The sequence below is a fragment of the Streptomyces sp. B3I8 genome, assembly GCF_030816915.1.
Taxonomy (GTDB): domain Bacteria; phylum Actinomycetota; class Actinomycetes; order Streptomycetales; family Streptomycetaceae; genus Streptomyces.
In genome coordinates this window covers 590,854-614,173 of sequence record NZ_JAUSYN010000002.1, presented here as the reverse complement: position 1 = coordinate 614,173, position 23,320 = coordinate 590,854, and the positions used below count along the sequence as shown (strand labels likewise).

Annotated in this window: 17 protein-coding genes; 8 read left to right on the top strand and 9 right to left on the bottom strand. The window is 74.7% G+C overall.

The annotated features are described in order from the left end of the window. The first annotated feature begins 6 nt into the window (after window positions 1-6). From QFZ64_RS04955 to QFZ64_RS04945, 3 genes are all read left to right on the top strand, one after another. Window positions 7-393 (top strand): ferredoxin, encoded by a 387-nt coding sequence (locus QFZ64_RS04955; protein ID WP_307062711.1) that lies wholly within the window; start codon window positions 7-9, stop codon window positions 391-393. A 192-nt stretch (window positions 394-585) separates the two neighbouring features. Continuing rightward, window positions 586-1,458 (top strand): oxygenase MpaB family protein, encoded by an 873-nt coding sequence (locus tag QFZ64_RS04950; protein WP_307062710.1) that lies wholly within the window; start codon window positions 586-588, stop codon window positions 1,456-1,458. Between the two features lie 61 nt (window positions 1,459-1,519). Continuing rightward, on the top strand, window positions 1,520-3,097 hold the full coding sequence (locus QFZ64_RS04945) for an NAD(P)/FAD-dependent oxidoreductase (protein WP_307062709.1): 1,578 nt from the start codon (window positions 1,520-1,522) through the stop codon (window positions 3,095-3,097). A gap of 62 nt (window positions 3,098-3,159) precedes the next feature. On the opposite strand, the gene QFZ64_RS04940 is transcribed toward QFZ64_RS04945, so the two are convergent. After that, entirely contained in the window at window positions 3,160-5,583 is a 2,424-nt protein-coding gene (locus QFZ64_RS04940; RefSeq protein ID WP_307062708.1) for a penicillin acylase family protein, read from the bottom strand. 225 nt (window positions 5,584-5,808) lie between these two features. On the opposite strand from QFZ64_RS04940, the gene QFZ64_RS04935 reads away from it, so the two are divergent. The 4 genes from QFZ64_RS04935 to QFZ64_RS04920 all read left to right on the top strand — a co-directional run bounded on the left by QFZ64_RS04935 (window position 5,809) and on the right by QFZ64_RS04920 (window position 9,623). After that, window positions 5,809-7,464: an acyl-CoA synthetase gene (locus tag QFZ64_RS04935; RefSeq protein ID WP_307062706.1), complete on the top strand. Its 1,656-nt coding sequence runs from the start codon at window positions 5,809-5,811 to the stop codon at window positions 7,462-7,464. A 97-nt stretch (window positions 7,465-7,561) separates the two neighbouring features. Further along, entirely contained in the window at window positions 7,562-8,266 is a 705-nt protein-coding gene (locus QFZ64_RS04930) for a DNA polymerase beta superfamily protein (protein ID WP_307062704.1), read from the top strand. Window positions 8,267-8,820: 554 nt separating this feature from the next. Beyond that, the gene (locus QFZ64_RS04925) at window positions 8,821-9,063 is read left to right on the top strand and encodes a DUF397 domain-containing protein (RefSeq protein WP_307062701.1); all 243 of its coding nucleotides are present in this window, start codon (window positions 8,821-8,823) and stop codon (window positions 9,061-9,063) included. Window positions 9,064-9,125: 62 nt separating this feature from the next. Continuing rightward, entirely contained in the window at window positions 9,126-9,623 is a 498-nt protein-coding gene (locus QFZ64_RS04920) for a hypothetical protein (RefSeq protein WP_307062699.1), read from the top strand. 85 nt (window positions 9,624-9,708) lie between these two features. Here the strand turns inward: QFZ64_RS04920 and QFZ64_RS04915 are convergent, their stop codons facing one another. Continuing rightward, entirely contained in the window at window positions 9,709-11,733 is a 2,025-nt protein-coding gene (locus QFZ64_RS04915; protein WP_307062698.1) for an N-acetylmuramoyl-L-alanine amidase, read from the bottom strand. A 253-nt stretch (window positions 11,734-11,986) separates the two neighbouring features. Beyond that, window positions 11,987-13,108: an aminoglycoside phosphotransferase family protein gene (locus tag QFZ64_RS04910; RefSeq protein WP_307062696.1), complete on the bottom strand. Its 1,122-nt coding sequence runs from the start codon at window positions 13,106-13,108 to the stop codon at window positions 11,987-11,989. Between the two features lie 236 nt (window positions 13,109-13,344). On the opposite strand from QFZ64_RS04910, the gene QFZ64_RS04905 reads away from it, so the two are divergent. Further along, the gene (locus QFZ64_RS04905; protein ID WP_307062694.1) at window positions 13,345-14,844 is read left to right on the top strand and encodes a hypothetical protein; all 1,500 of its coding nucleotides are present in this window, start codon (window positions 13,345-13,347) and stop codon (window positions 14,842-14,844) included. Window positions 14,845-14,891: 47 nt separating this feature from the next. Here QFZ64_RS04905 and QFZ64_RS04900 read toward each other — a convergent pair whose 3' ends face one another. The 6 genes from QFZ64_RS04900 to QFZ64_RS04875 all read right to left on the bottom strand — a co-directional run bounded on the left by QFZ64_RS04900 (window position 14,892) and on the right by QFZ64_RS04875 (window position 23,291). Then, window positions 14,892-16,325, bottom strand: coding sequence for a PP2C family protein-serine/threonine phosphatase (locus tag QFZ64_RS04900; RefSeq protein WP_307062692.1), 1,434 nt, complete (start codon window positions 16,323-16,325; stop codon window positions 14,892-14,894). Between the two features lie 181 nt (window positions 16,326-16,506). Beyond that, window positions 16,507-17,520: a Gfo/Idh/MocA family protein gene (locus QFZ64_RS04895; protein ID WP_307062690.1), complete on the bottom strand. Its 1,014-nt coding sequence runs from the start codon at window positions 17,518-17,520 to the stop codon at window positions 16,507-16,509. A 67-nt stretch (window positions 17,521-17,587) separates the two neighbouring features. Continuing rightward, window positions 17,588-19,366 (bottom strand): alpha/beta hydrolase, encoded by a 1,779-nt coding sequence (locus tag QFZ64_RS04890; protein ID WP_307062688.1) that lies wholly within the window; start codon window positions 19,364-19,366, stop codon window positions 17,588-17,590. A 134-nt stretch (window positions 19,367-19,500) separates the two neighbouring features. Beyond that, window positions 19,501-20,730 carry an acyltransferase family protein gene (locus tag QFZ64_RS04885; protein ID WP_307062686.1) on the bottom strand — a complete coding sequence of 410 codons (1,230 nt, stop codon included), beginning with the start codon at window positions 20,728-20,730 and terminating at the stop codon, window positions 19,501-19,503. A 252-nt stretch (window positions 20,731-20,982) separates the two neighbouring features. Further along, complete coding sequence (locus QFZ64_RS04880; RefSeq protein WP_307062684.1) at window positions 20,983-22,584, bottom strand: NAD(P)/FAD-dependent oxidoreductase; 1,602 nt, start codon at window positions 22,582-22,584, stop codon at window positions 20,983-20,985. Next, window positions 22,581-23,291, bottom strand: coding sequence for a class I SAM-dependent methyltransferase (locus QFZ64_RS04875; RefSeq protein WP_307062683.1), 711 nt, complete (start codon window positions 23,289-23,291; stop codon window positions 22,581-22,583). Before QFZ64_RS04875 ends, QFZ64_RS04880 begins: the two co-directional genes overlap by 4 nt. Window positions 23,292-23,320: the final 29 nt, after the last annotated feature.

Genomic DNA, 23,320 nt, shown 5'->3' with positions numbered 1-23,320 from the left:
GACAGGGTGACTACGACGACATCTCGGACGACGACTCAGGAGGAGCTCTTCCGGTTCCTGGAGGACCGCTTCGCGTGCGCCCAGACGTGTACCGAGTGTGCACGTGCCTGTGCCCTGCGCGCGAGCCTCGTGGATCCGGGCGGGCCGGCGGACCAGGAAGCGGTACGACGCAAGGGCATCATGTGCGCCGAGGTGTGCGACGCCACCTGCCGCGTCCTGTCCGAACAGGGCAGCCAGGACGAGGCGGCGCTCCGCGTCCAGGTCGAGTGGTGCCGGGCGGCGTGCCTGGAGAGCGCGCACGTCTTCGACGACCACCCGGGCGCGGAGGACACCGCCAAGGTCTGCCGCGAGTGCGCGCAGGCCTGCACGGACTTCATGGCCACTCTGGCCTGACGGGCCGGTGGCCCCACGGCCCGCGGCCGGCGCCCGGGGAGAGCCGCGTGCGGTGCGCCGGCGGGTACGGGTGCGTCGTGGTGGGCTCGCGCGGTTCCCCGCGCTCCTGAAGACGGGGCCGCGCCCCGCCCGCGGGCGCGGGGAGCCGCGCGATCCCAGGGTGACACCCGGGGGCGCGTTAGCCTGGGCTCCGTGGACACCCCCCACAGCCACCACGGCGAGCGTGCCGATCCCGGCCTCTTCACCCCGGCCTCCGTGACCTGGCAGGCGCACGGCGACCCGATGATGTGGGTGGCCGGCATCCGCGCCCTCTACCTCCAGGCCCTGCACCCCCGCGCAGTCCGCGGAGTGATCGAGAACTCCGACTTCCGCGACGACGCCTGGGGCAGGCTGCGCCGCACCGCCGACTACGTGGGCACCACGACCTACGGCACCACCGAGGCCGCCGAACGCGCGGGCGCCCACGTCCGCCGCATCCACGACAGGCTCCGCGCCACCGACCCGGACACCGGGCGGACCTACCGCGTCGACGACCCCGAACTGCTGCTCTGGGTGCACTGCGCCGAGATCGACTCCTACCTGCACGTGCTGCGCCGCTCCGGTTTCCCCCTCACCGACGTCCACGCCGACCGTTACATCGCCGAACACCGCGTGAGCGCCCGGCTCGTCGGCCTGGACCCCGGCGAAGTGCCCGGCGACCGGGCCGAACTCGCCGCCTACTTCGCCTCGGTACAGCCCTCGCTGGCCGCCGGGCCCGATGCCCGTGAGATCGAGGACTTCCTGCGCCGCCCCCCGGTCCACCCCCTCCTCGTCCCGGCCCGCGCCCTGCTCTGGCGGCACGTGGCGGACCTGTCCTACGCCGCCCTCCCGCCGTACGCCCACGCGCTGTACGGCCGCCCCGCCCCGCCGCCCGCCACCGTCACCCGACGGCTCCGGCGCACCGGCGCCCTGCTGCGCACCCTCCCCGCGCGCCTGCGCTGGCAGCTCCCGCCGCAGCACATACTGCGCGCCACCGCGCGCCTCGGTCCGGGTACCCGTCCCGACCCGCGCCGCCTCACCCCCTGAACACCACGCCCTCGCAGACGCACCCTGGCCCACCCCGCCCCCGCGTGTTACCAAGGACCACATGCCCGCACCCCAGGGACACCCCGCCGCCGACCGCTACGACGCCGTGATCGTGGGCGGCGGCCACAACGGACTGGTCGCCGCCGCCTACCTCGCCCGGGCCGGCCGGTCCGTGCTCGTCCTGGAACGCCTGGACCACACCGGCGGCGCCGCCGTCTCCACCCGCCCGTTCCCCGGCGTGGACGCCCGGCTCTCCCGCTACTCCTACCTGGTCAGCCTGCTGCCGTCGAAGATCGTCCAGGACCTCGGCCTCACCTTCCGGACCCGCCCGCGCACGATCTCCTCGTACACCCCCGTCGAACGCGCCGGCCGCCCCACCGGACTGCTGGTCGGCGGCGGAGAGCGGCGCACCCGCGAGGCGTTCGCCCGCCTCACCGGCTCCGACCGCGAGTACGAGGCCTGGCAGCGCTTCTACGACATGACCGGCCGTCTCGCCCGCCGGGTCTTCCCCACACTCACCGAGCCCCTGCCGACCCGCGCGGAGCTGCGCCGCCGCATCGACGACGAGGAGGCCTGGCGGGCCCTGTTCGAGGAACCGGTCGGCGCCGCCGTCGAGGAACGCTTCACCGACGACACGGTCCGCGGCGTCGTCCTCACCGACGCCCTCATCGGCACCTTCGCCGGTGCCCACGACGCCTCCCTCGCCCAGAACCGCTGCTTCCTGTACCACGTGATCGGCGGCGGCACCGGCGCGTGGGACGTGCCCGTGGGCGGCATGGGCGCGCTCACCGACGCCCTGGCGGACGCCGCCCGGGAGGCGGGCGCCCACCTGCGCACCGGCCGCGAGGCCGTCCGTATCGACACCGACGGCCGCACCGCCGAGGTCACGCACCGGGGCCCCGACGGCGAGGCCGCCGTCGCCGCACGGCACGTCCTCGTGGGCGCCTCGCCCGAGGAACTGGCCCGGCTCACCGGCGACACCCCGCCCGCCCCCGCCGAGGGCGCCCAGCTCAAGGTGAACATGCTGCTCACCCGGCTGCCCCGGCTGCGCGACACCGCCGTCGACCCGCGCGAGGCGTTCGCCGGCACCTTCCACATCGCCGAGGGCTACGAACAGCTCGCGACCGCCCACGCCCAGGCCGCCGCCGGCGCACTGCCCACCGCGCCGCCCTCGGAGATCTACTGCCACTCGCTCACCGACCCGAGCATCCTCGGCCCCGATCAAGCCGCCCGGGGCCACCACACGCTCACCCTGTTCGGCCTGCACACCCCGGCCCGGCTCTTCGCCGCCGACAACGACGGCCGCCGCGAGGAACTGCTGACGGCCACCCTCGCCCAACTCGACGCCCACCTCGCCGAACCGCTCGCCGACTGCCTGGCCACCGACGCCGAGGGCCGCCCCTGCATCGAGGCACGCACCCCGCTCGACCTGGAACGCGACCTGCGGCTGCCCGGCGGCAACATCTTCCACCGCGAACTGTCCTGGCCGTACGCGCAGGAGGGCGTCACCGGCCGCTGGGGCGTGGAGACCGCGCACGCCAATGTCCTGCTGTGCGGGGCGGGCGCGGTGCGCGGCGGCGGGGTGAGCGGCATCCCGGGCCACAACGCGGCCCGGGCCGTACTGGAGGACACCATCTGACGGGGCGCCACCGGAGGGCGGCAGTGGTGGCGGGCCCGGACCGGACCCGCCACCACCGTCCCTCAGCCCCTGACCCGCACCACCCTCAGCGCGGGCGAGGAGCGGATGTCACGCTCGCAGAAGCGGAACGTCACCCACTTCTCCTGGGAGAACAGCCGGGTCTGGTCGGCGTAGTGCGCCGAGTTCGGGTTCGAGGACTGCGAGTACGTCAGCAGCGTCCGGGCCACCGGGCAGCCGCTGCCGTCCCAGCCGACCGCCTGCACATGACTCGACCCGGTGGTCACCTCGGTGTAGCCGCCGGCCGGCGCGTCCCACACCGACTCGACCTTGTTCCACACCCCGAGCGACTCGGTCCCGCCCGGCACCGGGATCCGCCTGCCGTCGCGCACCACGAACTGGTGGGCGCCCAGCGGTTCGTCGAGCCCGATCCCGGCCCCGTCGAGCTCCCGTACCGCGTCGGCGAGGGCGGTGGCGAAGGCGGGCGTGGCGGTGTTCAGCGTGCGCGGGGTGCTCAGCGGGGCCGTCGCGGAGAACGGGACCTCCCACAGTCGGTCCAGTGGCAGGGCGCCGCTCAGCTTCCGCCAGAACCGGTCGAAGAGCAGCGCGCCCTTGCTGTCGGTGCCGGCGGTGCGGTTCCAGTCCGCGAGAACCCGGCACGCCTTCGACACGTCCACGGTCGTCCCGTCGGACGCCGTCGCCGTACCGCCGGGCAGTGCGGCGCAGGCCCGGGCGGTGTCACCGGCGGCCAGGTCGGCCACCGGCACCCGGTCGGCGAACTGCTGCCGCTGCAGGTCCCGTACGGTCAGACGGCCGCGCGCGGCCATCGCGGACACGTCCTGCACGGCGCCCCGTGTGCGCGGGCTCACCGGCGCGGCGATCCGGCCGAACACCCGCTCGTAACCGGTCAGCGGACGGTCCGCGTTGGCCAGCCACGCGCTGTCGTTGCTGTTCTCCGCGTACGGCGCGTCCTTCAGCGTCGGCATCCGGGAGGGCCCGAAGGTGCCCGCCTGGACGGCGTCCGCGTCACTCCCGAGCGCACAGGCGCCGCGGGAGCCGTCGAGGACCGCGAGCCCCGCGGAGGAGTACGTGGCCCGGCCCAGCGGGGTGGAGCAGCGCGCCTGAAGGCCGTCGGTGATGCGGGGCAGCACCTGGGACTGGGTGAACAGGGAGTGTCCCGAGGAGTCGGCGGCGATGGTGTTCACCCACGGCAGCCCCTGGTTCCGCTCCAGGGAGCGCTGGACGTCCGCGGTGCTCCGGGCCTTGGCGAAGCCGAGGGAGGTGTCGGCGAAGCGGAGGTTGGCCGCGTTGGGGTCGTTGAGCGCGTACGCCGTCGTGGCCGTCCAGGGCAGGGGTATCTGGCTGCCCATGGAGGTGATGACCGGGCCGTACCGCGTCCACCACTGGGCGCGGGTGACCGGCGCGGCGTCCTTCACGGCGACGGTCACGGTCCGCTTCGTCATCCGCTCCCGCCGGCCGTCGACCAGGTAGACCGTGGGGTCGGAGGGATCGAGGGTGAGCTGGTACAGGTTCTCCGGGGTCCCGGTGGCCACCGTGTGGCTCCACGCCGTGCGGCCGTTGAAGCCGATGGAGGTGATCGGCAGACCGAGCAGCGAACCGCCGGCCACGTTCAGCTCGCCCGGGACGGTGAGCTGGGACTGCCAGAAGCGGCGGCCGCCCTGCCACGGGTAGTGCGGGTTGCCCAGCAGCAGACCCCGGCCGTCGGCAGTGGTGGCCCCGCTGAAGGCGACCGCGTTGGACCCCATGTCGCTCCGGTCCTGCGCGAACATCTCCCGCGCGGCACGGGCCGCCGCCCGCGGGTCGGGGGTCACCGCTGCGGAGCGCTCGTCCGACGCACCGGCGGCGGGTGGACGCGCGGTCGCCAGCGAGTCGACGACGCGGCCCTGACCGGCCAGGACGACCACCGCGTAGCCGCGCACGGCCACGTCGAGCGGGGTGACCGGCCGCACCCAGTCCGCGCCCTCGCAGGCGGGGTCGGTGATCCGGTGCCGGGCCAGCCAGGCGTTGTACCCGGCGGCCCAGCCGCGCATCAGCTCGCGCACCTCCTTGCTCGGGCCCAGCGGCGCGCGCTCGGCGAGCAGCTTCTCCACCGTGTGCGCCCGGCGCACCCCGCGGAAGTAGAGGTCGCTGGTCAGATTGGTCGACGCCGAGGACAGCGAGCCGTCCGGCCGCGCGTCGGCGCCGAACCAGCGCGAGCGCTCCCCGCGCAGCGTGACGAAGCCGTCGGCGAGCGTGCAGACCTGGTCGGCGGCCTGGGCGTAGCCCTCGCCGAAGCCGAGGTCCGGGTAGTCCTCGGCGACGATGTGCGGAATGCCGTACTCGGTGTAGCGGATCTCGGCCGACAGCCCGCCGGCGGAAGGACGTTCCGGATGGTGTGCCGCGCCCTGGGCGGCGGTCGCGGGCAGGGTCCCCGCGGTGGCGAACAGGACGGCGGCCGCGACGGCCGCCCATCTGTGACGAATACGCATGGTGCCCCTCAACTACTGTGTCGGAAGGGAGCGTTGAGCCTAACAAGGGGCATGCGGGCCGGTGGGGTGTTGCCGTGACCCGACCCCGGGTTGACCGTGATCACGCCATGCCCGTGGCCGTCGGCCGCGGACCCCCGCGCACCCCGCGGGACGGCGCGCCGCTTGCCCCCGCCCCCGCCGCACCCCAGGATCACGGGCAGAACGGGCCGGGCGGAGGGACAGGGCATGGCGCGATCGGCAGGGGCAGGAGCGGAACACGGTGGCGGCGGCAGCGCCGGACCCGGCGGGGTCAAGGCCGGTCGGAGTGTCACCGTGGACGGTGTCCTGCGGCGCAGCGCCGGCCGCACCCCCGCACGCGTCGCGCTCCACTTCGGCGACCGGCACTGGACCTACGCCGACCTCGACGACGCCGTCTCCCGCGCCGCCCGCACACTGCTCGACGCCGGGCTCGCCCCCGGCGACCGGGTCGGCGCCTACGGCCACAACTCCGACGCCTACGTGATCGGCTTCCTGGCCTGCGCCCGGGCCGGACTGGTCCACGTACCGGTCAACCACGCCCTCACCGGGGACGACCTGGCCTACCTCGTCGGGCAGTCCGGCTGCTCCCTCGTCCTCGCCGACCCGGACCTCACAGGGAACCTGCCCGCCGGCACCCGCGCCCTGCCGCTGCGCGACGCCGAGGGCTCGCTGCTCGCACGGCTCGCGGCGACCGAGCCGTACGACGGTCCCGAACCGCGCGCCGAGGACCTCGCGCAGCTCCTCTACACCTCGGGCACCACCGCCCTGCCCAAGGGCGCGATGATGACGCACCGCGCGCTGGTGCACGAGTACCTGAGCGCGATCACCGCACTCGACCTCCAGGCCGGCGACCGCCCCGTGCACGCGCTGCCGCTCTACCACTCGGCCCAGACACACGTCTTCCTGCTGCCCTACCTCGCCGTCGGCGCCGAGAACATCCTGCTCGACGCCCCCGACGGCGACGTGCTCCTCGACCTGATCGAGTCGGGCCGCGCGGACAGCTTCTTCGCCCCGCCGACCGTGTGGATCGCCCTGGCCGGCCGCCCCGACTTCGCCACCCGCGACCTCGGCGGACTGCGCAAGGCCTACTACGGGGCGTCGATCATGCCGGTGCCGGTCCTCGAACGGCTGAAGGAGCGGCTGCCGCACCTCGCCTTCCACAACTGCTTCGGCCAGAGCGAGATCGGCCCGCTCGCCATGGTCCTCGGCCCCGGCGAGCACAGGGGCCGCATGGACTCCTGCGGGCGCCCCGTGCTGTTCGTCGAGGCCAAGGTGGTCGACGAGGAGGGGCGGGACGTGCCCGACGGTGAACGCGGCGAGATCGTCTACCGCTCACCCCAACTCTGCGAGGGCTACTGGGACAAGCCCGAGGAGACCGCCGAGGCCTTCCGCGACGGCTGGTTCCACTCCGGCGACCTCGCCGTGCGCGACGCCCACGGGTACTTCACCGTCGTCGACCGGGTGAAGGACGTCATCAACTCCGGCGGCGTACTGGTCGCCTCGCGCCAGGTCGAGGACGCGCTCTACACCCACGAGGCGGTGGCCGAGGCCGCCGTGATCGGGCTGCCCGACGCCCACTGGATCGAGGCCGTCACGGCGGTGGTCGTCCCGCGCGGCGAGGTCACCGAGGAGCAACTCCTCGCGCACGCGCGAGACCGGCTCGCCCACTTCAAGGCGCCCAAGCGGGTGCTGTTCGTGGACGCGCTCCCGCGCAACGCCAGCGGCAAGATCCTCAAGCGGGAACTGCGGGAGAGGTTCACGGAGGAGCAGTCGGGCGAGCCGGGGGAGCGCGAGGAGCGGAAGGAGCAGGAGGAGCGGAAAGAGCAGGAGGAACAGTGGCCGCCGGGCGAGCCCCGCGAATAATCCGGTGACCGCACCGCCCGCCGCTCACCACAATGGGCCCCACCAGCACAGGGATTCCGCGCACAGGGGAGGACTCCCGCGAAGAGAGGGCCCGCCCGTGTCCGCCACCCACGTCCTGCTCTCCGGCGTCGTCGGCTCCACCGCGTACGGACTCGCCCACGCGGGCTCCGACGTGGACCGGCTCGGCGTGTTCGCGGCCCCCACCGAGGACCTGCACGGCCTGCACCGGCCGAAGGAGTCCCACGTCACCACCGCGCCGGACCGCACCCTGCACGAGGCGGCGAAGTGGTGCCGGCTCGCCCTCGCCGGCAACCCCACCGTGCTCGAACTCGTCTGGCTCCCGGAGGAGTTGTACGAGGTGCGCAGCGAACTGGGCGACGAACTCGTCGCCCTGCGCTCCACCCTGCTGTCCGCCCCGCGCGTCCGCGCCGCCTACCTCGGCTACGCCGCCCAGCAGTTCCGACGGCTCCAGGCGCGCGGCGACGGCTCCTTCCCGGCCGACGTGCGCAGGCGCACCGCCAAGCACGCCCGCCACCTCAAACGCCTGTGCCACCAGGGCCACGAGCTCTACGCCACCGGCCGGCTGACCCTCCGCGTGGAGGACCCGGAGGAGTACCACCGGTTCGGCGAACAGGTCGCCGCCGACCCGTCCGCCGCCCGGCCCCTCCTGCGCCACTACGAGGACGCCTTCGCCACGACCCGAACGGTGCTGCCCCCGCAGCCGGACGAGGCGCCCGTCGAGGCCTGGCTGCGCCGTGTCCGCGCCCACCTCTACACGCCGGACGGCCGGACCGGCGCCTGACCCGGAAGGAGCCGGACCAGCGACCGACCTGTTGCGCCGGCAGGAGCCGGGCCCGCGACCGAGCGGTCGGGAGCGGACCTCACCCGTGCCCCCGCCCTCCGCGTCGATGCGCGGCAGGACCCGGTGCAGCCACCGCGGGGTGCGCCACGCGTGCCGGCCGAGCAGCGCGACCAGCCGGGCCACGAGGACGACGACGAAGTGCCGGGCACACCACTCGCCCAGACGGCCCAGCCGACCGGGCGCGGGCCCGCCGACCTTCACCACGGACGAAGTCGACGGTATGGTCCGCTCCAGGACGACGAGGTGATGGCGAGGGACGATCCAGGACGGCTACAGGGGTGGGGGTGGCGAAGGGACGACGAGGTGGGACGACGACGGGACGCCCCTCCCTCGATAAGCCGGGCAGGCCCCCCTGTCCTGCCGGACGCGTCCGCACGGGCGCCCTGCCGCGCCCGGGGGACCCCGTTCCGGGAAGCGTCCCTTCACGTGCCCTGTCGGTGCCCGGAACCGGTCGCTAGGCTGACCGCGGACGACGAAACGGGAGGAGCACGGCCGTGGCCGAGAGCACCATCCAGCAGCACGCCCTCACGGGTTGGGTCAAACCCGACCTGGACCTCACCAACGCGGAGTGGCACTCCAGCAGCAAGGGGCGCGGAGATGTCCAGATCGCCTTCGTCGAGGGCTTCATCGCGATGCGCAACAGTGGCCGCCCCGAGAGCCCGTCCCTGATCTTCACCCCCGCGGAATGGGGCGCGTTCGTCTCCGGCGCGCGGGAGGGCGAGTTCGACCTCACCTGAGCTGACCCGAGCTGAGCCCCGGCCCCAGGTCGGACGCGGGCGCGGACACGTACCATGGCGGCATGTCCTTCCTCCGCCGCCGCAGCGCCACTCCCGCCGGGCCCGAATTCGACGTACTGGCCATGGATCCGGGCGACTGGCCGGGCAATCTCGGTGCCGGCCTGCTGCCCGCCCCCGACGGCAGCTGCCAGGGCGTGTTCCTGCGCTACGACCTGTTCGGCGGCCGGGGCCCGGCGATGATCATCGGCAACCTCCCGGAGGGATCCCCGGCCCGTGAGGTCGACGAGGGGGAGATCCCCTTCGAGGTGGCCCAGCTCCTCCTCGCCCTGGAGAACGACGAGGAGGTCACCGTCGTCGGCACCGAGGACGTGCCGGTACTGCAGGGCGACAACCTGCTCGTGGTGCGCCGCCTCAAGCTGTCCGAGAGCCGCATCTCCTGCGTGCAGTTCGACCGCAGCGACAACGTCCTGGTGACCATCACCGCCTGGGACCGCCCCATCACCGACGACCTCTACGCCCTGCTCAAGCCGCTCCCCGCGGAACTGTTCCAGCAGGGCTGACCCGCCGGAGTCGGCACGGGACACACAGGGGCCGGACCCGCCTCCCGGCGGACCCGGCCCCTGACCGTTTCCTTCGGCCCGTGACTCAGGAGGCCGAGGGAAGCACCCGGACATCGGCGGCCCGCACGAAGCCGACCCGGTGGCCGTACTGGATCTCGTAGTACATGTCCTTGCCGGTCACGACCTTGTGCGAGGCCTCGTCGAAGGTCACCGCGTAGTAGTACTGGCCCGGCATCGCGTCACCGACGACGTACTTCTGGCCCGCCGGGATCCGGTACGGCAGCGGCGAGACGGCCTGCGCCGGGACGCCTGTCGGGTACGCGGACGCCTCCGGGTAGGCGCGGCCGTAGACGGGGACGTCGGCGGCCCCGGCCTTCGGCGTGACCACCAGCCCCTTCGCGTGCACGGCCGTCGGCTGCTTCGCCGGGTTCCGGAACCAGGCCTTCTGGCCCAGGTACCAGATCGCCGTCCAGTCCCCGTCCCGGCCGGCCACCGCGTACTGCTGGCCGGTGGAGACCCGAGAGGCGAGGTCGTTCACGTCGATCGTGGAGTCGCCGCCCCCCGGCCGCAGGCCGATGTCCTTGATCAGCGGCGCGCTCTCGTCCGGCGCCGTGTACAGCCGCACCTCGCCGGAACCGTGCGCCGCGCACGGCTGGTCGCCGTCGGTGCAGCCCGTGTACACGGGCTTGTTGGCCGCGTAGTCGGGCCGGATCGTCACCAGGCCGCCGTGCGCGTCGGCCGTGCCCTTCAGCGGGGCGCCCAGCAGGTCGAAGTAGTGCTGCCAGTCCCAGTACGGGCCGGGGTCGGTGTGCATGCCGGGCACGGTGGAGGTGGTGGGGCCGGGCACGTTGTCGTGGCCCAGCAGGTGCTGACGGTCCAGCGGGATGTCGTACTTGTCGGCGAGGTACTTCACCAGCCGCGCCGAGGAGCGGTACATCGCCTCCGTGAACCAGGCGTCCGGATCGGCGAGGAAACCCTCGTGCTCCAGGCCGATCGACCGGGAGTTCACGTCCCAGTTCCCCGCGTGCCAGGCCACGTCCTTCGCCTTCACATGCTGGGCCACGTGCCCGTCGGTGGACCGCAGGGTGTAGTTCCACGACACGTAGGTCGGGTCCTGGACGAGGTTGATGACCCCGTCCCAGGCGCCCTCGGTGTCATGGATGACGATGTACTCGATTCTCTGCGAGGCGGGGCGGTCGCCCAGGTCGTGGTTGCCGTAGTCGTCGTCCCCGAACTCCTCGTACGGTGCCGGGATCCACTCGCACGCCACGGACTCGGGGCACTCGGTGCCGGCGGCGTGGCCCTTGCGCAGGCCCGCGCGGCGCAGTGGTGCGGTGTCGGGCCGGACGCCGGGACGCGCGGGCAGGGTGACGCGCTGCCCGGTGTCCGTGGTGCGCCGCTCGCCGGTGCGGATCACGTCGTAGACGTCATCGGCGTACGCCGACGCGGTCGCCGTGTCGTCCGCGCCGGAGAACCGGGCGACGGCCCCGTACCAGTCGGCCGGGTCCGCGCTGAGCGGCTCGCCGAGTGCGCGCTGCGCGGCGGCCAGCAGGGCGGCGCCGCCCCGGATGTTGGCGGCGGGATCCTCGCGCAGGGCGGCGGCGGTGAGGCCGGTGAGACCGGCGGCCCTGCCGAGCGTCTTCAGCCGGGCCGGCAGCGCGGCGGCGGCCGGGACACCGGGCGCCGCGGAGGCCGGGCGCGGGGCCGGGCGCGGGGCCGGGCGTGCGGTGTCGCCGCGGGCGTCGCCGACACTCTCCGGGTGCGCGGTCGCGGTCTGTCCCGGGTGCGTGGCCGTGTGGGCGAGCGCGGTGCGGGCGTCCGTCAGGTGCATCGGACCGTAGCCGCCCGACACGCTCGGCGCGCCGGCGTGGGTGTCCCAGCGCGACTGCAGGTACGAGACGCCGAGCAGGACGCTCCCCGGCACGTGGTACTCGGCGGCCGCGGCGGCGAAGGCGCGCTGCAGCCCGGCCGGGGTGCCGCCGGTGCGGACATCGCCCTGGCCGGCCGCCGGGGCGGCGCCGAGCAGGGGGAGCAGCAGTGCGGCGGACGCGGCGACGGCGGCCGCCGTCCTGCGGGTGGGTCTGTGTCCGGTGGTGGGGAATCCTCGCAAGGCAGGCCTCCTGGGCGGTCGAGCGCGACGGGGCGTGCGGGGCCGAACGTGCGTCAGTGCTATCGGCTCTCCGACGATCCGTCAATCATGTGCCGGAAGCCGGGTTCCACCCGGTCTACGGCACGTGCTCGGGCCTGCGGGGCGTCAGTGGAGTGGACCAATGACCCGGACGGGCGAGTGGGGGGCCGTGCGAGGGGGACGCCCGTCGGCGGCGGGGAAGCCGGTGCGTGGCCGGCGCGGGTCCCCCCTCGCGTCAGCGGGTGCCGACCGCCGCGCGGACCGCGCGGCGGGCCAGCTGGCAGTCGTCGTGAAGACGGCGGAGCAGCAGGCGCTGCTCCTCGCCGGACGGCGTGGCGCCCGGGGCCGTCGGGGCGCTGTCGTGCATCGAACGCTGCACGGCCGTCTCGTACGTACGGATCTCCCGGGTCAGCACAAGCATCAGGTTGACCAGGAACGCGTCCCGCGAGGCCGGGCCCGCCGACTGCGCGATGCCGCTGATCTGCCGTCGCGCCATCGGGGCGTCCCCGAGCACGGTCCACAGCGTCGCCAGGTCATACCCCGGCAGGTACCAACCCGCGTGCTCCCAGTCCACCAGGACCGGACCCGCGGGGGAGAGCAGGACGTTCGACAGCAGCGCGTCGCCGTGACAGAACTGGCCCATGCCCTGGCGCCCCGCCGCGTGCGCGATGCCGTGCAGCAGCTTCTGCAGGTCGCCCATGTCCCGGTCGGTGAGGAGCCCGAGGTCGTGGAAGCGGGAGATGCGCTCCGCGTAGTCCAACGGGGCGTCGAACGTGCCCGCCGGCGGCCGCCACGCGTTGAGCCGGCAGATCGCGCCGAGCGCCGCCCGCACGTCCGCGCGCGGCGGGGCCTGCACCGGGTGCCGGTGCAGCGCGGCGACCCGGCCGGGCATCCGCTCGATCACCAGCGTGCAGTTCTCCGGGTCCGCCGCGATCAGCCGGGGCACCCGCACGGGCGGCCGGTGCCGGACGAACGCGCGGTAGGCAGCTATTTCGTGCCGGGTCCGCTCGGACCACATCGGCGAATGGTCCAGTAAACACTTGGCCACGGCCGTGTTGCGGCCCGTCGTCCCCACCAGCAGGACCGAGCGGCCGCTGCGGCGCAGCACCTGCACCGGGGTGAACTCCGGGCAGATGCGGTGCACCGAGGCGATCGCCGTGCGCAGCTGCGCACCCTGGGGGCCGGACAGGTCGAGCCTTCCGCCGATCGGCGCGCCGGCCGCGCCGGGCACGCGCCGGGACCGTCCGAGCGCCGGGGTCTGGGGACGTGCGGGGTCGAGGTAGGGGCCGCCCACTCCCGGCCGGCGGGTGCGCAGCGACGGGGACGGGGCGGACACGGAGGACGATGCTGCGTACATGGGTGAACACGGATCCCTTCGTGTGCCGGTGAGTTGCCGCGCCGCTCCGGCCCGGCCGCCGCGCGGCGCACCCTGGGGAATGTCCCTGGGCGGCCGGGTCGGGGTGGCGCTTTCCTACCTGACACCCAGGGGCCCCGGGCACACCATCTGGCGCACCCTGGCGAACCCTGGCGAATAGTCCCGGAGCAACTGACAGGCGGTTACTGTCAACTCAGCCGAGTACCTGGGGGCTTGACGTGAGCGGACAACCCAACACCCGTCTGGCGGACCTCTTCGGCCTGACCGGATGGTCCAAGGGAGAACTCGCGAGGCTGGTCAACCGGCAGGCGGCGGCCATGGGCCACCCCCAGCTGGCGACCGACACCTCCCGCGTTCGGCGCTGGATCGACATGGGAGAGATCCCGCGCGATCCCGTGCCACGGGTGATGGCGGCCCTGTTCACCGAGCGTCTCGGCCGTGTCGTGACCATCGAGGACCTCGGTCTGGTCCGGCGCGGGCGTACGGGGAAACGGCAGGTCGGCGGGGACGTGGAACATCCCGACGGAGTGCCGTGGGCGCCCGAGCAGACCGCTGCGGTCCTCACCGAATTCACGGGAATGGACCTCATGCTCAACCGACGCGGCTTGGTGGGCGCGGGCGCCGCGCTCGCCGCGGGCTCCGCACTCAGCAGCGCCATGCACGACTGGCTGCACACCGATCCGACCCTCTCCGCCGACGCCCCCGATCTCGACCATCCCCTGCACGCCGACCCCGCCGGGTACGACCGCTACGAGGCCGCCCCCATCGGGACGCAGGAGATCGAGGAACTGGAGCGCTCGGTCGAAGTGTTCCGCGCCTGGGACGCGGCCCGCGGCGGCGGGCTGCAACGCAAGGCGGTGGTGGGTCAGCTCAACGAGGTGGGAGGCATGCTCTCCTACCGGCACCCCGATCCGTTGCAGCGGCGCCTGTGGGGCGTCGCCGCCAACCTCGCCGTCCTGGCCGGCTGGATGTCGCACGACGTCGGCCTGGAACCCACGGCCCAGAAGTACTTCGTCATCGCCGCCCACGCCGCACGGGAGGGCGGCGACCGGCCCCGCGCCGGGGAGGCGCTGTCCCGCGCCGCCCGCCAGATGGTGCACCTGGGCCGGCCCGACGACGCGCTGGACCTGATGGAGCTCGCCGAGTCCGGCTCCGGTGAGGAGGTGCTGCCGCGCACCAGGGCGATGCTCCACACCATCGAGGCCTGGGCGCAGGCGTCGCTGGGGCGGGGCCAGGCCATGCGACGCACCCTCGGACAGGCGGAGGAACTCTTCGTCTCCGACAAGGGGGACGTGCCGCCGCCGAGCTGGATGCAGCTCTTCGACGAGGCGGACCTGCACGGCATGCAGGCCCTGGCCTACCGCACCCTCGCCGAGCACGAACCGGGCGCGGCGGCCATCGCCCAGCAGCACGCCAAGAAGGCGCTGCGCCTGCGGGAGGGTGGGCGCGAGCGGTCGCAGATCTTCGACCACATCTCGCTCGCCTCGGCCTGCTTCATCGCCGACGACCCGGACCAGGCCGACCGCTACGCACGGCTGGCGCTGAACTCCATCGGGTCGAACTCCTCCCACCGCACCTGGGACCGGCTGCGCGAGATGTACCGGCTCACCGCCCGGTACTCCAGCTACCCGAAGGTGCGCGACCTGCGCGAGGAGATCGAACTGGTGATGCCGCCCGGCTGGAAACGCAAGGGGGGAGGCAGCACCGCCCGCGCCTGACACCCCGTCGGGGAACCACCGTCCACCGTAGGCACCCGGTGGTGGTGTCAGCCGACGACCCTGGCCACCAGGACGCAGGCGTCGTCCTGCCGCTCGGTCCCGCCGAACTCCTCGACGACGGCCCGTACGCAACTCTGCGCGTCCCGGGCCGCGCCGAACCGCTCGGCCAGCCCGAGCAGCCGGCGGGTGCCCCGCGGGCCGGGCTGCCGGGGGACCAGACCGCCGGTGTGCAGGAGCAGCAGGTCGCCCGGGCGCAGCGGTTCCTCGGCCGCGCCGTAGGAGGCACCGGAGGTCGCCCCGAGCAGGACGCCGTCCGGTGCCTCCAGCGCACGCCCCGTCCCGTCGCGGAACAGCAGCGGGGCGGGGTGTCCCGCGCGCGCCCAGCTCAGGGTGCGCGTGGCGGGCCGGTACCGGCAGCACAGCGCCCCGCCCAGTGCGGGCTGCGCGAGTGAGGCGTCGAGCAACTGGTTGAGCCGGCCCAACAGTTCGCCCGGCGGGGCGCCGGTCACGGCCATGCCGCGGACGGCGCCCAGCAGCATCGCCGCCCCTGAGGTCGCGGTGACACCGTGCCCGGTCAGCTCCCCGACGCTCAACAGCGTCTCCCCGTCCGGGAGTTCCAGCGCGTCGTACCAGCCGCCGCCGACCGGCGCCCCGGCGGACGACGGCAGACAGCGGGCGGCCAGGTCCAGGGCGCCGGGGCCCTTGCGCGGGAGCCGCAGGGGACCGCGCCACGGCGGCAGCACGGCCTCCCGCAACTCGACCGCGACCCGGTGCTCGGTCTGCGCGAGCCGGCGGCGCCGGTGCAGCGAGTCGCGGCTCTCGCGCACGGTCCTCCGCTGTCGGCGCACTTCGCTGACGTCCCGGAACACCGCCCACATCGAGACGGTGGAGCCGTCGGCGTCGAGCACGGGTTCGCCCATCATGTGCACGGTGCGCTCCGCGCCGTCCGGGCGCAGGACGCGGAACTCCCCGTCGATGGGCCGGGCGTCGATGAGACAGTCCGTGACCGTCGTGGTCAGCCGCGCGCGGTCGTCCTCGTGCACGAGGGAGGGGAGTTCGTCGAGGGTGAGGGCGGGGGCCGCGGGGTCGCGGCCGAGGATCCGGTACAGCTCGTCGGACCACGCGGCCCGGTCGGTCAGCAGGTCCCACTCGGCGGAGCCGACCCGGCCGAGCAGGGGCCCGCCGGAGGACGGCCGCGCCGGTGCCCGCGGGCCGGCCGCCGGGGCGCGGTCGGTGGGAAGGGGCGGGGGACCGTCCCGCAACTGCGCCAGGTGCGCGTCCACGTCCGCGAGTTGCCGCAAGGCCAGATCGCACAGGGCACGCTGCCAGCGGGCCTCCGGATCGGCGCCGTCCGAGGGCGCCTCGCGCCGTACGGCGTCCATGTCGCCGCGCAGCCGCCGGGTCCGCGAGATCAGCGCGTCGACCGCACCGCGCGGGGGCGGCTGCGCGGCGGAGCGGTCCGCGGGCGGAGGGGACGGCATGGCGTACTCCGGGGGACAGTGCGACCGACTGGTGAAGAAGGACCGCTACGACTGTCGCACAGCCCGTCGCGTGCTGTAAGGGATTTGGCAACATGGGGGACGGTGATGCGGGTGGCATATGACGGTGTCTACAGGGCGCCGTGGACACCGGCGGCCCGGGAGGCGGAACAGCCCGCGCCCCTCACGCGTACAACGCCGGGCGCGGGGCCAGGTTCACCGGCGTGCGGGTGCCGGTGCGCAGGGAGCGGACACCCGCCTCGGCCGTCGCCGAGGACGCGTAGCCGTCCCAGGCGCTCGGGCCGGTCACCCGGCCGGCCCGGCACGCGTCGACCCAGGCCCGCAGTTCGCGGTCGTAGGCGTCCGCGAACCGTACGAGGTAGTCCTGGGGCACCCCCCGGAACTCCCGTTCCGGTGCCGTCACCGTCATGCCGTGCTCCTCGCCGATGCGCGCGCTGCCGCCCTCGCAGACCGCCTCGCACCGCACCTGGTAGCCGAACCCGGTGTTGACGAAGATCTCCACGTCGACCAGCACGCCGCCGTCGGTCTCCATCACCACGAACTGCGGGTCGACGAGCCCCTTCGGGGCCCGGCCCGTGCTGCCGGGCCGCAGTACGGTCACCGCGGTGGGCTCCTGGCCGAGGAGCCAGCGGGCCGCGTCGATCTCGTGCGACACCGAGCTGTCGACCAGCATCGCCGAGGTGAACCCGGGCGGCGAGGAGACGTTGCGGTGGACGCAGTGCAGCATCAGCGGGCGGCCCAGCCGGCCCTCGTCGAGGAGGGCCTTCAGCCGCAGGTACTCCGCGTCGTAGCGGCGCATGAACCCGACCTGGACCAGCCGCCGGCCGTGCCGCGCCTCCGCCTCGACCACCCGCAGCGCCCCCTCCGCGTCGGGCACCAGCGGCTTCTCGCACAGCACGGGCAGATCACGGGCGAACGCCTCGTGCAGCGCCGCCTCGTGGGCGGGGCCCGGCGAGGCGATCAGCACCGCCCCGACCCCCGGCGCGTCCAGTGCCGCGGCGACCTCGGCGTGCGCCGACGCACCGTCGATGCCGGCCACCGCCGCCTCGGCCCGCGCGGTGTCCGGGTCGGCGACCGCCACCACCCGGGCGCCGCTCGTCACCCGGTCGAGACGACGGATGTGGTCGGCCCCCATGTGACCCGCACCCAGTACCGCGACACCCAGCAGTCCGCTCACGTCCGTACGCCCCTTCACGATCACCGGCCTCGGCGTAGCGTAAGCCGCCCGTACGCGGGGAGGGAGGTCAGCCTTCTCGCTCCGGTCCGCACGAACTGCCGTCCGGCGGTGTGGTGCCGTAGAGCAGGAAGGCGTCGACCTTGCGGTGGACACACGGCGAGGTGGCGTAACCGGTGTGCCCCTCGCCTCTGTTGTCGAGCACCACGGCGGAGGGGCCGAGCCGCTTCGCGGTCTCCACCGTCCAGCGGTACGGGGTCGCCGGGTCGCCGCGGGTGCCGACCAGCAGCATCTTCGGCGCGGGCACGTCGCGCACCTTCTCGCGCACGAAGTCGGTGCCCCGGGGACGGCCGTAGCACATCAGCACCTCGGACAGACGGTAGCGGCCGAAGACCGGCGAGGCCTCCTCGTACCGGGCACGCAGTCGGCCGAGGTCGCCGACCACCTGGGCGGCGGTGCGCCGGTCGGGGTCGTCGGCGCAGTTGACGGCCATGAGCGCGGCCGGAAGGTTGTCGACGGGCACGTCCTCGGGATCGACGAGCCCGCCGTCGGCCCGGGAGGCCCCGGCGGCGGGGGAGGGGCCGGTCCGAGGGCCGTCCTCGTGCGCCGGGCCGGAACCGGTCAGGTCCGCGTACCCGGGCACTCGGCCGGGGCCGGGGCCGGGCGGTTCGACGGCGATGGGGCCGGTGGTGGGTACGGCGGAACCCGGCGCGGTGGCGGCGGGCCGGTCGTCCCGGGGCGGGACGACCGTGCCTCCGCCGGTGAAGCCGGTGAGCCGGCCGGCGTCGCCGCTCTGGATCAGGTCGGCGAGCGCCTGCTCGAGCGCCGGCCAGAACTGCTCGCTGTAGAGGCCCTGTCCGACGGCGGCCACCAGGTCCTGCCCGGTGAACGTGCCGCCGAAGTCGGTCGGCAGCGGTTCCTCGTCCAGCGACCGCACCAGCCGTACCATCTGCTCCCGGGCCGCGCGGGCGTCCTGTCCGAACGGGCAGGCGATGTCCTCGGCGCACCGGGCGAGGAAGTCCTCCAGTGCTCGCTGCTGCCCCGCCGCGCTGACCACGCCCTGCTCGTCCGGTGATTCCGTGAGGGTGTCGACACCGTCGAACACCATCCGCCCGACCTTCTTCGGGAACTGTGCCGCGTACACCGCTCCGAGCCGGGTGCCGTAGGAGAAGCCCAGGTAGTCGAGCCGGTCGTCGCCCAGCGCCTGGCGCATGACGTCCAGGTCGCGGGCGGCGTTCACCGTGCCGATGTGCCGCAGCACCGGACCGGAGTGCGCGACGCACTGGGCCGCCGCCGCCCGCAACGTCTCCAGCGCGGCCCGGGGGTTCCGCTCGACGGCGCCGTCCTCGGTCGCCGCCAGCATCCGGTCGGTGCCCTCGCCGCAGCTCACGGGGGAGGAGCGGCCGACGCCGCGCGGGTCGAAGGTGACCACGTCGTAGCCGTCGGTCAGGCCCATGAAGTCCTTGCCGCCCAGGGCCAACTGGGGGACGCCCGGGCCGCCGGGACCGCCGAAGTTCAGCAGCACCGAGCCCCGGGACGGGCCGGACGCACGGTAGCGGGCCAGCGCCAGGTCCAGCGTGCCGCCGGCGGGGTGGGCGTAGTCGAGCGGCACGGTGACCTTGCCGCACTGCAGGTCGGCGGGCATGCCGGCGCCCTCGCACGCGGACCAGACGACGCGCTGCCGGTAGAAGCGCGACAGGTCGGGGGCGGTGGCGCGGGGAGTGGTGGCGTGCGTCGCGGCGGGTCCGGCTTCCGGGGCCGCCGCCGGGGCGCCGCCCGGGACCAGCAGCGCGAGCGCCGTCGCCGTGACCGCCGCGGCGGCCGGCCGGCATCCGAACATCGGCAGCATGCGGCCTCCCGGTACGCCCGGTAGCGCACCGGGACTTCCCCCACTCCAGCCGTGCCCACCCCGGGCTCACCATAGGCGGGCCGGGCCCGCAACGCCTCCGGACGGAGGACGGGGAGCGGGGAGCGGGCGGTGCGTCAGCGGGGCGCGCGGGACGGGTCCGGCACGGCGGGCTTCTCCGGGCGGTCCCGGTCCGGCCCGGTGGCCGCCGGGCGGGGGACGAACGCCCAGTTCATCCGGGGCTCGACGACGTACCGGAAGACCGCCCGCACCGGTGCCGCGCACAACGCGGTGATCATGCCGACGGCGAGCGCGGTGACCGCCAGCTCACCGGCGGGGGTGTGCAGCCAGGGGTGGTCGTACCAGCCCCAGAAGCGCGACGACTTGATCAGGAAGCCGTGCAGCAGATAGCCGTACATCGTCCCCGCGCCCAGGGTGGTGAACCACCGGTGGCGGCGCGGCACCCAGGCGAGGAAGCACGCCGTCAGCACCACCGCGAGCAGGAACAGCGCGGGCGTGCTCAGCAGCCCCGCCCACGCGGGGGCGCCCTGGCCGGTGACCGAACCCCGGTGGTACAGCCAGCCCGCGTCGAACGACGGGGCCGCCCAGTACGCCGCCGCCAGTACGGTCGCCGCCACGGGCAGCGCCAGAAGCCGTGCCCGGCGGGTGCGCAGACGCTCGAAGTGCGACGGACGCAGGGTCAGGCCGAGCACGAAGTACGGCAGGAAGCCCAGGACGCGCTGTATCGACAGGTCGCCGCCGAGGTCGGGCGAGCAGGCGGCGAGCATCGCCAGACCGAGGGCGACGGGGAGCGGGTGGCGCAGCATCAGCCACAGGGGGGTGGTCAGCCGCCAGATGAACAGCGCGACCAGGAACCACATCACGTACCAGGGGTCCAGCAGGCTCAGCGGGTAGCCCGGGTCGTCCTGGGCCCACCGGTAGAAGAGCGTGTACGCCGTCTCGAAGACCAGGTACGGCACGACCACGCCGGTGACCAGCCGCTTGAGGCGGCCGGGTGCCATGTCGAAGCTCCGCGAGAAGTAGCCGGAGATCATGGCGAAGGCGGGCATGTGGAAGGCGTAGACGGCGAGGTACACGGCGTGGACGGCGCGGCTGCCGTAGGTGAGGGGTTCCCAGGCGTGACCACAGGCGACCAGCACGATCGTGAGGTACTTCGCGTTGTCGAAGAAGGGGTCGCGGCCGCGGGGTCCCGCCGGGGTGCGGGAGGGGGGAGCACCGGGGGCGGTCCTCCCGGCAGGGGGCCGGGGCGGGGGTGAGGGTTGTGAGGCGGTCGGGGTGGGTACGGGTGGGGACGGCTCGGGGGCCTGGGGGGCGGCCCGGTGGGTGGCCTGAGGGGTGTCGGGCACCGCATCTCCCGTGCGCGGGGACGTTGGACGGACCAGTCGCGCCTGCCCCGCCGCACGCGTCCCATGCCTGTCGTCGCGCGGCCCCGTCCCAATGGCGCAGCACAAGCGCCGGACCGGCGGTGCCGCCACGCTCCTCGGTACGGTTCCCGTGCGGCGTTCCTCGGTCACTGTCGCCGGTGCGCCGCCCCGCCCGGCGGCGGCCCGGCGCACGGGCACCGGGCGGGGCGGCGCACCGGCGAGGCCCCGCACCGGTCAGACGTCCCCCAGCCGGGCGAGTCCGCGCAGCAGCGCCGTGCGGCCCTGCCGCGGCACCGTCCACAGCGTCGGCCCGCGCACGCCCCACCGTTCCAGGAGCGTGCCCGCGGCGAGGAAGCCGGTGGTCGCGGCGCGCTCCATCAGGGCGACCGGCAGCCGAGTGCGCACCAGGTCCCCGGCGACCACCACCGCCGGGTCGGGGGTGCGCACGGTGGGCCGGCCGGAGTGGGTGCCGACGGCGAACAGCGGGCAGTCCGCCCGCCACTCGTGGCGGGCGTCGACCACCCGGGCGTCCCGCGTCTCGGGGTACACCCGGTGCAACTGCTCGACCAGCCGCCGCTGTTCGTCCTCCCGGCCGGACCCGTCCAACCGGCCGGACCGGTCGGCGGCCTGCCCGGCGGTCCGCCCGTCCAGCGCGTACGCGTGCAGTTCGACGACCGAGCCGCGGGTGCGCGCCGCCCAGCGGGCCGCCTCGCCCTCCCACCGTTCCAGCACGCTGACGTTGTCCAGCGACCCGAACCCGCCGGTGCCGAGGAATCCCGGCCGGTCGGGCGCCACCGGCCGGTCCAGCCACAGCCGGCTGACCAGGAACGGCGGCGCGGTCCGCAGCCGGGCGATCGCGGCCCGCCATTCCCCGGTGGCCAGCCGCGGCGACCCGTCGACCACGGCCTTCAGCCCGCCCGTGTCCAGCGCGAGCACGAGCGCGTCGTACCGCGTCGCGGGAGCACCGGACACGCGCAGCACGCACCCGCCGTCCGCCGCCGGGTCCACGCCCTCCACCGCCGTCCCCGTACGGATGTCCACGCCGAGGCCGGTCAGGTGGCCGGCCAGCGGATCCCACAGGGCCGTGGGGAACGGCTCGCGGGGGACGTCGAAGAGGAGGCCCTCGCCGGAGCCGAGGAAGTAGATGTGGAACATCAGCACCATCTCGGCCGCCGACAACTCGCCCGGGTCGGCGAAGAAGCTGCGCGAGAACACCTCGAAGGCCAGGTGGTGCGCGGCCGGCGGGAAACGGATCGAGGCGAGGAAGTCGCGGGCGCTGACCCCGTCCAGCCGCTCGTACACCTCCGGTACGCGCACGTCCAGCAGGGGCAGTGCCGCCCGCGGCCGCATCCGCAGCAGGTCGAGGCCGCGGAAGGCGGGGCTGAGCGCGGCGAAGCCCAGCGCGCTCCACGGCGGTGTGCGCGGCACGTGCCGGAAGCTGTCGCGCAGGCCGTCGGCGTGCACGAGAGGGTAGTCGGGGAGGCCGGTGAGCAGGTCCAGGTCCGGGTCCGTCCGGCGCAACAGGGCACGCAGGTTGTAGTACTGACGGAAGAACGCGTGGAAGCCTCGGCTCATCGTGACCCGGCTGCCGTCCGCCAGCGTCACCGGCCGGCCCGCCAGCCGGCCGCCGAGCACCGGCTCGCGCTCGTACAGCGTGACGCGCACGCCCCGTTCGGCCAGCCCGGTCGCCGCCGCCAGCCCCGCGATGCCGCCGCCGACCACCGCGACCGACGGGGCCTCGCCGGTGACGCGGGGGCGGCCCGGCGCCGGGTCCAGGCGGACCGCCCGGCGGTCCCGGCCGCGACCGGGGGAGACGGCGCCCGCCGGGGGCCTCACGCGGGCACCCGGCCGACGAAGGTGTGCGTGATGCCCGTCTGCCAGCCCGGCAGCGGCAGCACCCGCACCTCCGCGAACCCCGCCCGCGCGAGCCGCTGCCCGAAGGCGCCCGCCGTGTCGAAGTCGACGACGCTGCGCCACAGATGGCGGTAGAGGGTGCCGTCGCCGCACGCGCGGCCGAGCGGGGTGACGAATCCCCGGCACACGACGTCCCAGACCAGCCGGTCCGATCGTCGGCCGCCCAGCGCGTACTCGTGCACCGCGAGCCGCCCGCCCGGCGCCAGCAGCCCGCGCAGACCGGCGAGTACGGCGTCCGGGTCGGCCACATTGCGCAGCAGGTACGCCGCGAACACCGCGTCGAACGGCCCGCGCACCCCCTCCTCGGCCAGCCGTTCGGCGGACGCGTGGACGAACGTGACGGGCGTGGCCCACGGCTTGACGGCCGCGCGCGCCAGCATGCCCGCCGACGCGTCCACCGCGGTGACCTCCGCCCGCGGCAGCACGGCCCGCAGCGCCGCCGTCGACGCGCCCGTGCCGCAGCCGACGTCGAGGACCCGCGTCCCGGCACCGCCCTCGGGCAGACCGAGGCGGCGGACGGAACGCCGCAGGTGGGCGTGGTAGCCCGGGTTGAGGGCGACCAGCGTGTCGTACCGGGGCGCGGCCCGGTCGAACGCGCCGGCCAGCGCCTCGTCGCGCAGCAGGGTCATGCGAACTCCTCGGCGGGGGTGGGCAGCTG

What these genes read in the sequence shown, in the direction of transcription:
- QFZ64_RS04945 (WP_307062709.1), top strand. Translation starts at nt 1,520, where the DNA reads ATGCCCGCACCCCAGGGACACCCCGCCGCCGACCGCTACGACGCCGTG.
- QFZ64_RS04940 (WP_307062708.1), bottom strand. Translation starts at nt 5,583, where the DNA reads ATGCGTATTCGTCACAGATGGGCGGCCGTCGCGGCCGCCGTCCTGTTC.
- QFZ64_RS04935 (WP_307062706.1), top strand. Translation starts at nt 5,809, where the DNA reads ATGGCGCGATCGGCAGGGGCAGGAGCGGAACACGGTGGCGGCGGCAGC.
- QFZ64_RS04920 (WP_307062699.1), top strand. Translation starts at nt 9,126, where the DNA reads ATGTCCTTCCTCCGCCGCCGCAGCGCCACTCCCGCCGGGCCCGAATTC.
- QFZ64_RS04910 (WP_307062696.1), bottom strand. Translation starts at nt 13,108, where the DNA reads ATGTACGCAGCATCGTCCTCCGTGTCCGCCCCGTCCCCGTCGCTGCGC.
- QFZ64_RS04900 (WP_307062692.1), bottom strand. Translation starts at nt 16,325, where the DNA reads ATGCCGTCCCCTCCGCCCGCGGACCGCTCCGCCGCGCAGCCGCCCCCG.
- QFZ64_RS04890 (WP_307062688.1), bottom strand. Translation starts at nt 19,366, where the DNA reads ATGCTGCCGATGTTCGGATGCCGGCCGGCCGCCGCGGCGGTCACGGCG.
- QFZ64_RS04875 (WP_307062683.1), bottom strand. Translation starts at nt 23,291, where the DNA reads ATGACCCTGCTGCGCGACGAGGCGCTGGCCGGCGCGTTCGACCGGGCC.